Origin of the sequence: Sinorhizobium terangae (assembly GCF_009601505.1) — a bacterium.
Taxonomy (GTDB): Bacteria; Pseudomonadota; Alphaproteobacteria; order Rhizobiales; family Rhizobiaceae; genus Sinorhizobium; species Sinorhizobium terangae.
On the sequence record NZ_WITC01000112.1, the window covers coordinates 1 to 7625 of the forward strand.

Genomic DNA, 7625 nt, shown 5'->3' on the forward strand with positions numbered 1-7625 from the left:
CACCTGATCTGTGAGCACCGGCGTAGAAGTGATTACGCTTTCGCACCAGTCGGGATTGAGCAACCAGGCTACCGGCGCCATATCCCAGATTTCCTTCGACCAACCGACGTGATCGTCCGAGTGTTCCTTGTATCGCTGCGCGAGGAATTTTCCGATTTCTCCGTGTGGTTCGACATGCCGCTCGATCTCCGGAACCGAACTCAGGAGATGCGAGACAACTCCGAGGCATGGCAGAAGTACCACCGGAACCCCGCTGTCAAACAACACCTGCGCCCCGCCGACGTCCTGGCAAAGATTAAATTCCCTGGTGTCCGGCCATTCAAGCGCATCCCCGCCAAGCCAAACAACAACAATCCTATCGATGATGTCGGGCGCCTTCAGGATGGCTGATGCCACGTTGCTGATCGCCGCGATTGCCACGACGTAGAGCGGATCGGCCGTGGAACTTGCGCGAGCGCGGCCAATCAGATCTTCGACTGCGGGAGCGTCTCTCCCCACCTTTTCGGGTCCGACGTAGCTTCTCACTCCCTGGAACACAAGCCCTTCCGGCTCGACGTCCATCCGCGTGAGCAGACGCAGGATCTCGTCATAGCTCAGTTCCATGCCATGACCCGGGTTTTCCGAGCGGGCATTATGAAACGGAGCGGCATAGATCGCCTGAAGGTCGAGTCGATCGGCCGATAACAGCATTTGTACGACCGCGAACTGGTCATCGATCTCGTTGTATGTATCGGTGTCCAGAACGCATCTTACGCGGCCTTTTGGCGGTTCGAGCATTCTGATCCGGTCGGCATATCCAATTTGAGTCATTAAAGTTTCCCCCTTAACCGAGATGCTGGCAGCGGGCCGACGGCTTTCCCGTCGCCGACCGTGAACGAGCAGATATCGTCAGCCTTTGCGCTGAGTTTGACCTTTTCATCCAGATTGAGGATCACCATCCCCTAGCCGTCCGCAACGACATGTGTCTGGGAACCCGCGCACGACAGCGCGCCCCATGGCAACGCGCTGTCTTTGTCCTCCCGACAAATGGGAGGAGCGTCGCGCAAGAATCGCATCAATCTGGAGAAGCCGAGCCGCTTCATCCCGTTTCCCTATTTGCGGTTTTCTCACATTTCTGGAATACATTTCCAATTTAGAACAGCAATTCATATTGGTCAAGCTGAATAATTGCTGGATTTAACCGTGAAGGAAGCTCGCAGAGAGCGGGTAACGAACTGATGGCTTCCATGCCTCACCGCGTCGGTGGTCAATGCGGGCGTACGTTTGCAATCCATGTTTGCAACGCAATGGCGGAGTGGAAGGCCGTGACTGTGCTCTGCTGAATGATGACAGCAGCGCACACCGCTTCAGCGCGTTCATGCGCACACCACGTGGCAGCCCCTCCGAGTGCTGGTTGCCCTGCCGCACACCAATGGCGCCAGCGGTGTATCTCTCGCCGATCACCTGATGCCGCGTCAGATGGAGCTTCTGCTAACCCTATTTTGCATAACATTTAACAAATCTTCATCAAAAAATCACAACGATTCGGCGCCTACACACACAGTTGTTCCTAAACATATTCAAATACTTAGGATGCAATATCGTACTCCCGTCGCCACGTTGACGGGAATTCTACACATGATAGTCTTTGGCCAACGGTTCGGTGCGACGCAGAGCGTCAACCAGCGGTCCGATGTCTTTTGACGTTAGCCGCTTTAATTTCTGCAAGAGCAGGGGTAAACGATGAGATAAGGGATCGTCCGGCGGTAGGGACGGCGGAGTTTTGCTCAGCAGACCCTAGTTGGAATCCACATACCTCAACCAGTTTAAGACATCTCTATTTTAGTTGCCCGCTGCTTGAAACTCCGTAACTGAAGTTCTCAACCAGAAAAACTGCGCGTCCGCGAAGGAAACAACTATGCAGCTTATACTACAGCGCTTGGCCGCCAAGATAAAGCAAGCCGATGCTAATCCGCAATCGTCCGAACGGTTACGTATTGACGACATGTTTGATCCCGACTTCGCGCCGCGCTTTCCCGGAGACGACGTCTATCAGTTTATCGGCCATGCGGATGCAATCTTTCCAGACGGGGGCCAATTAACAGAACAGATCCAGAAACTGCAAAAGCCGGCGGATTGCCTGCTCTGTAGCGACGACATGCGTGATACCAGCCATCGGGAGCAAATAAAAACCCACGATATAGCCAAGATTATGGAGGACTTCGACGACTCCGTTAAGGTACTCTCACTTGACTGTTTCGATACGTTGCTATGGCGCGAGACAGCGACACCTAGAGACGTTTTCGCCATGCTGGCCGATCATCCCGTCGCGCGAAGGTTAGGGATAACTCCTCGCCAACGCATTAGCGCAGCTGCACGCGCCCATCGAGCAAAGGCTTTAGAGAACGGTTCCACGGAGATCGATCTCGGTGACATTTATCGGCTTTTTACATCGCTTTCTGATAAGGAACGGGAGCTATTGGCCGAGGCGGAAATTCGGACCGAAATGAATGTTTGCTTTGCATTCTCACCGTACGTAGAACTAATCAGGCTGGCGCACGCCCGTGGTATCAAAATTATCGTCGTGAGCGATACGTATTTGCGCGAAGGCGAGTTAAGACGCCTCTTGGCTCGACATTTGCCTGCAGACGTCATGCAGGCAATCAGCAAGATTTACTGCTCTGTCGATTATGGAACGTCGAAGAGCCATGCTCTTTTTCAGGTTGTAATCAAAGAGTGTGGCGTGCCTGCATCGCAACTACTTCACATTGGTGACAATGACGTAGCCGATGCGCAAGCGCCGCGGAAATTGGGCGTACGTGCGCTGCATTTCCTGCCGTTTGATCGTGAGGTCGCAGACTTCTTGCGCCTACAGCACGCGGCATCTTCGTTGATTGCGCTCGAAGAGGCGGCACCCGAAGCAGTTGTTCTGCCCTGCTATAGTCCATTTCGTCCAATCTTTTCTATAGCAAACCTGTCTCCGTACGCGCCGGAGACAGTGATCGGCTATATGTCATTCGGCCCCGTGTTATACGCCTATGCACGTTTTCTTATCGACGAGGTGGAGGCACTGCAACGGCAGGGCAGGCGGGTAAAAGTCTTCTTTCTGTTGCGTGATGCTTATCTTCTTTCGGCCGCGTGTGAAGCCTATGCGCGCAAGCCCGTCGGCAGGCCGGTACGAATCCGCAAATTCTTTGCTATTGCGGCGTCTTTCAAAACCCGCGCCGATGTCGATTATTACCTCGGCGGGATCGAGCCCGAATTTGACAATCTTCATGCCACTGCAAAACAGCTTTTGCTTCCACCCGAAGTGACAGAGTTATTGATACGGATCGCCAATCAATCTGACGATCCAAAAACGGCATTCCATCAGTTGCTGCACGACAACGGTGTGCTGGAGCTTATATTCAAGAACTCATCTGCTCTACGTACACGCTTGATGCGCTATATGTCAACAGAATTGGAGTTGTCGGAAGGAGATACCGTTATCTTTGCAGATATTGGTTATCACGGCAGAACGCAGGAATATTTGGCCCGCACATTCGAAGAAGAATTGAAGGTAGACATACTCGGTCGCTATTTAGTCGCTTCCGAAGAACCGTACCGTTCGGCGAACAGCAAGGCGCTCATTACGTCTCCCTGGTGTACCTTCAATTTATTTGAGGAATGTTGCACCGTCAAGGAAGGGGCGGTTGTGGACTATGATTTGGACGGCAGCCCCGTTCTTGGGGAGATCAAACTTAGTGAGAAGCAGTACGGGAAGGTTTCCAATGTTCAAGCTGAATGCTTGCGGTTCGTCAATGATGCGAGGGCGTTTTTTACAGAGTCGAGTATGACTCACGAGTATTCGACTTTGCAGCGGGCTGCCCATGCAGCTCTATTCCGTCATACCTACATGCCTATTGAGGCTGAGCTCGAATATTTCGCGGACTTCCAGTCCGCGAGGTTTATGGGACCAGATCGCAAGAAGACGATCTATCATCTAGAAAGTGCTTGGAAAGCTGTCAGGTACCTGCCCTCACCTTATAGGCTGGGTGCATATGAAACGCGCAGCTTGGGGCTTGACTTCACATTAAGCGGTCTGGTGCAGAGAAGATTTCAACTTGATCTAGATCCAGAAGATATGAATGTGCGTTTTTCACCTCTGAAAGTCGTGATAGTCGGCGCTCACGAGTCCAAGGTCTTCATGCTTAGAGCACACCATATGCATGACGGATATTTTTCAATCATGATGCCATATGTAAGCGGCACCAGCGTGAAAATGCTTTTCGGGGAGCACTATGAATGGCTGCAGATCGCAGATATTCAGCTTTTGAATGAAACAAGAAGCGCGTGTAGGAATGTGTCGAACTCTCTCGATCTGGAAGAAATCAGCCGGCAAGGAGAGATTTACCGGTGCCTGTCTCAAGCAAGTGCGGCGACAATCCGTCTCGTTGATTTGCAACAGTTCACAACGCCTCTTTACTATCATATGATATTTCGCCCATTGGTTTCGAGGTAATTGCCCACCCCTTCATCAGTGCAGCTCCGCAGGCGCAAGCCGTGCTCACTACAATTCCGGCTGCACTCTTCGAACGAATGGCCGACCAACAGGTGGAAATAGGCAACGCTTGGCAAGCTTACGTCAGCAAGTAGGCGCTAGCGAGCCCTTTTGCGTCCCAACGCGCAGTAGTTCACAGGCCCAATGACATTGTCATTAGCAGCATTATTCGCAACCGGCATTGCTGAAGATGATCTGCTCGCCGCGGGGAAGCGCCTCTCAGCACTACTTAGAAGAGATCATATTCTCACATGGCGACATTCGCTTTTACAGTTTTACGGGAGGAAGCCTCAACGGCGGAAACGGACGTGTTCCGACTTTACGATATCGTTCTTAGTCCGGGATTCGGATGCAATGACACGCGAGTGGAGCGCGAAAGGACGCTGGCCATTCGTGGATTGCTCGAGAATAACGTCTTTATTCCAGCGGCACATCAGGGAGGTCCTTACCGAGCCGAGATGGGGCTTGCAGGGGGACGCCTTGCGCTCACAATTCAAACGAAAAATGGCGATGATGTTCTGAGCCAGCTTGTGTCGTTAACCACCATTCGACGTCTGGCAAAAGACTATACCCGAGTCTGCGCAAACTACTTCGACGTGATCCGGTATTCTGGTCCTGGATTACTTGAAGCGATCGATGTTACTCGACGCGGTATCCACGAGGAGGCTGCTCGATTTCTAAAAGATGAACTGGCGGGAACCGTTTACATCGACGCGGATACTGCGCGTCGGCTATTCACGCTCGTTTACGCTTTGCTGGATCGAAGGGGGCCAACCTCCGAGGACTACCGTCGCCTGCGGGCAGCCGAATGCGAGAGCATTTCCGCGTCGGAAACAGACGCGACGTGAAGGTAGTCACAGTTATGCAGCGCGAAAGTCCAAAATCGGGTGCCCCGTCGACACTAGCTCCCCTGCAGAATCGCGCATTTCGCGCGATCTGGACAGCTACTCAAATTTCAAGTCTGGGATGGCTGGTGCAGACGACGGCGATAAGTTGGCTGATGGCCACGATCTCGGCCTCCGATCTGATGGTCGCACTGGTGCAGGCTTCGTCGACACTGCCGGCGTTCTTTCTTTCGATCCTGGCAGGGGCGATCGCCGACAGTTTCAGCCGTCGCGGCGTGATGCTTGCCGGCCACTGCCTGATTGCGCTCGCATCTGCGACGCTGGCAATCTCCGTGTCGCTCGGCTTTGTCAATCCATGGCTAATCCTGGGCCTGGGCTTTCTGGCGGGCTGCGGCTTTGCACTCAACGACCCCGCCTGGCACGCCTCGGTCGGCGATATTCTTGAGAAGCGCGACATCCCGGCAGCGGTGACGCTGATGTCGGTCGGATACAATATCATTCGCAGCATTGGTCCGGCGCTCGGCGGCCTTATTCTCGCTTTCCTCGGACCGCTTGCCGCCTTCGTCATGGCTGCGCTGAGCGACCTGGTGCCGCTAACTGCTATTGCCCGTTCAAGATGGCAGGTTCGGGCTTCGCCGTTGCCGCGTGAGCGCATCACCACGGCCATCCATGACGGCTTGCGCTTCACGGCGATATCATCGGAGATCCGAGCGGCTATTTTCCGCGGTACCTTGTTCGGCCTGGCGAGTATATCCATTCTGGCGCTGCTGCCACTCATCGTGCGGGGTCGCTTAGCGAGCGGGCCTATTGTGTACGGCATCCTGTTAGCCGCCTTCGGCATTGGCGCGTTTTCGGCTGGTCTTGGTAGTAGCTATCTAAGGCGGACAATGTCTCGCGATCAATTGCTCGCCGCCGCCTCTACCGCCGGCGCCGCCTGCTGCCTGACACTGGCTCTCACGTCGTCTTTGCCTCTAGCGGCCGTTGCGCTCGCAATTGGCGGTGCAGGCTGGCTGCTCACCTGGACCAGCATTGACGTCGCGATACAGTTGTCGAGCCCGCGGTGGGTCGTTGGCCGCACCCTTTCCATATACTACGCCTTGTCATATGGCGGTATGGCTGCCGGCAGCTGGATCTGGGGCACGATTGCCCAGAACTACTCGCTGGCCGTGGCGTTGGAAGGTGCCGCCACAGTCCTGTTGCTCGTTGCGGCCGCGGCTTTCGTGCTGCCGATCGAGCTTTGGGAAGAATCCGAACAATCCTCCTCCGAGTTCGTCGCACCGTCGCTCGCGCTCGACCTGAAGCCAAGAAGCGGGCCAATTATCGTCAAGGCCGACTACCGGATTCCCGAGCACAACCTCGACGCCTTTCTGGACTGCATGCGCGAACGGCGACGCGTTCAGAGCCGGGCCGGTGCGCGGAACTGGTCGCTGCAGCGAAGCCTGCACACCCCATCGCTTTGGACCGAGACTTACTGGACGCCAACGTGGATGGACTATCTGCGACTCAACCATCGGCTGACCGCCGGCGACAAGGAAGTCGGCGTGCGTCTCGCCGCTCTTCACGATGGGGACCTTCCGCCTGACCCAGTGCTGTCGATCGAGCGGGGAACCGGCCCGGCTCGCAGCCGCAGCCAACCAATTGCCCGCATTTCGCGTCCCTAGAGGCGATTGGAAGATGAGTGTAGCAATCGATGACCCAAAACCCCCGCAAGGAGAGAATGCCCCAGGTTTTCCGCCCCGAGGCGCCCGCCCAGGCCCTTTATTTCCCGCCTTGCCTCCCAAGGCATGGTGACCGTCGTCGCGGCTGTCGCGGCGGCGGTCACCGCTTGAAATTCAGGAGCCACACTCGGGGGCCAACCTGCCCTATCGGCCGAGTAATCGCCGGATACGCTTATTGCAATCTTGACCCCATATAGCTTAGAAGCTATACCCGCACGTGCCATTGGGACAGGTGGCTGTCACTGCCGCAGTTGATAAGAAGGGGCCGATCTACGGCATGGAGCATGAACGCAGTTAACACCTCCTTGCCCCGGGCCGAGCGCAAGCGCTCCCAGGCCGGCGATCAAGATCTGAAACAGCAAGTCGAAGGACTGCGCGAACTACGTCAGATTACTGGCAAGGCGCAGGCAGACATAGCCTCTGCTCTCAATATAAAACAACCCTCTGTCTCCAAAATCGAGAAGCAGACGGATATGTATCTCTCAACGCTCCGCAGTTATGTCGAAGCGGTTGGGGGGAAACTTGAGTTGACCGTGAAGCTTC

Annotated in this window: 5 protein-coding genes; 4 read left to right on the forward strand and 1 reads right to left on the reverse strand. The window is 55.0% G+C overall.

The annotated features are described in order from the left end of the window. Positions 1–810 (reverse strand): nucleoside hydrolase (locus GHK62_RS25275; RefSeq protein WP_153441769.1); only part of this gene is annotated, 810 nt, incomplete at its 3' end. 1087 nt (positions 811–1897) lie between these two features. On the opposite strand from GHK62_RS25275, the gene GHK62_RS25280 reads away from it, so the two are divergent. The 4 genes from GHK62_RS25280 to GHK62_RS25295 form a co-directional block, all read left to right on the forward strand. Then, a complete protein-coding gene (locus GHK62_RS25280; RefSeq protein ID WP_153441778.1) occupies positions 1898–4480 on the forward strand; it encodes an HAD family hydrolase in 2583 nt (860 codons plus the stop codon). Between the two features lie 290 nt (positions 4481–4770). Further along, positions 4771–5367 carry a UPF0262 family protein gene (locus GHK62_RS25285; protein ID WP_153436571.1) on the forward strand — a complete coding sequence of 199 codons (597 nt, stop codon included), beginning with the start codon at positions 4771–4773 and terminating at the stop codon, positions 5365–5367. Positions 5368–5381: 14 nt separating this feature from the next. Continuing rightward, entirely contained in the window at positions 5382–7025 is a 1644-nt protein-coding gene (locus GHK62_RS25290) for an MFS transporter (RefSeq protein WP_153436573.1), read from the forward strand. Positions 7026–7366: 341 nt separating this feature from the next. Continuing rightward, positions 7367–7625: XRE family transcriptional regulator (locus GHK62_RS25295; protein WP_234887043.1), on the forward strand; the 259-nt coding region annotated here is incomplete at its 3' end.

Excerpts from the sequence above, each read along its gene's own strand:
- GHK62_RS25280 (WP_153441778.1), top strand. The coding sequence starts at position 1,898 with ATGCAGCTTATACTACAGCGCTTGGCCGCCAAGATAAAGCAAGCCGAT.
- GHK62_RS25285 (WP_153436571.1), top strand. The coding sequence starts at position 4,771 with ATGGCGACATTCGCTTTTACAGTTTTACGGGAGGAAGCCTCAACGGCG.
- GHK62_RS25290 (WP_153436573.1), top strand. The coding sequence starts at position 5,382 with ATGCAGCGCGAAAGTCCAAAATCGGGTGCCCCGTCGACACTAGCTCCC.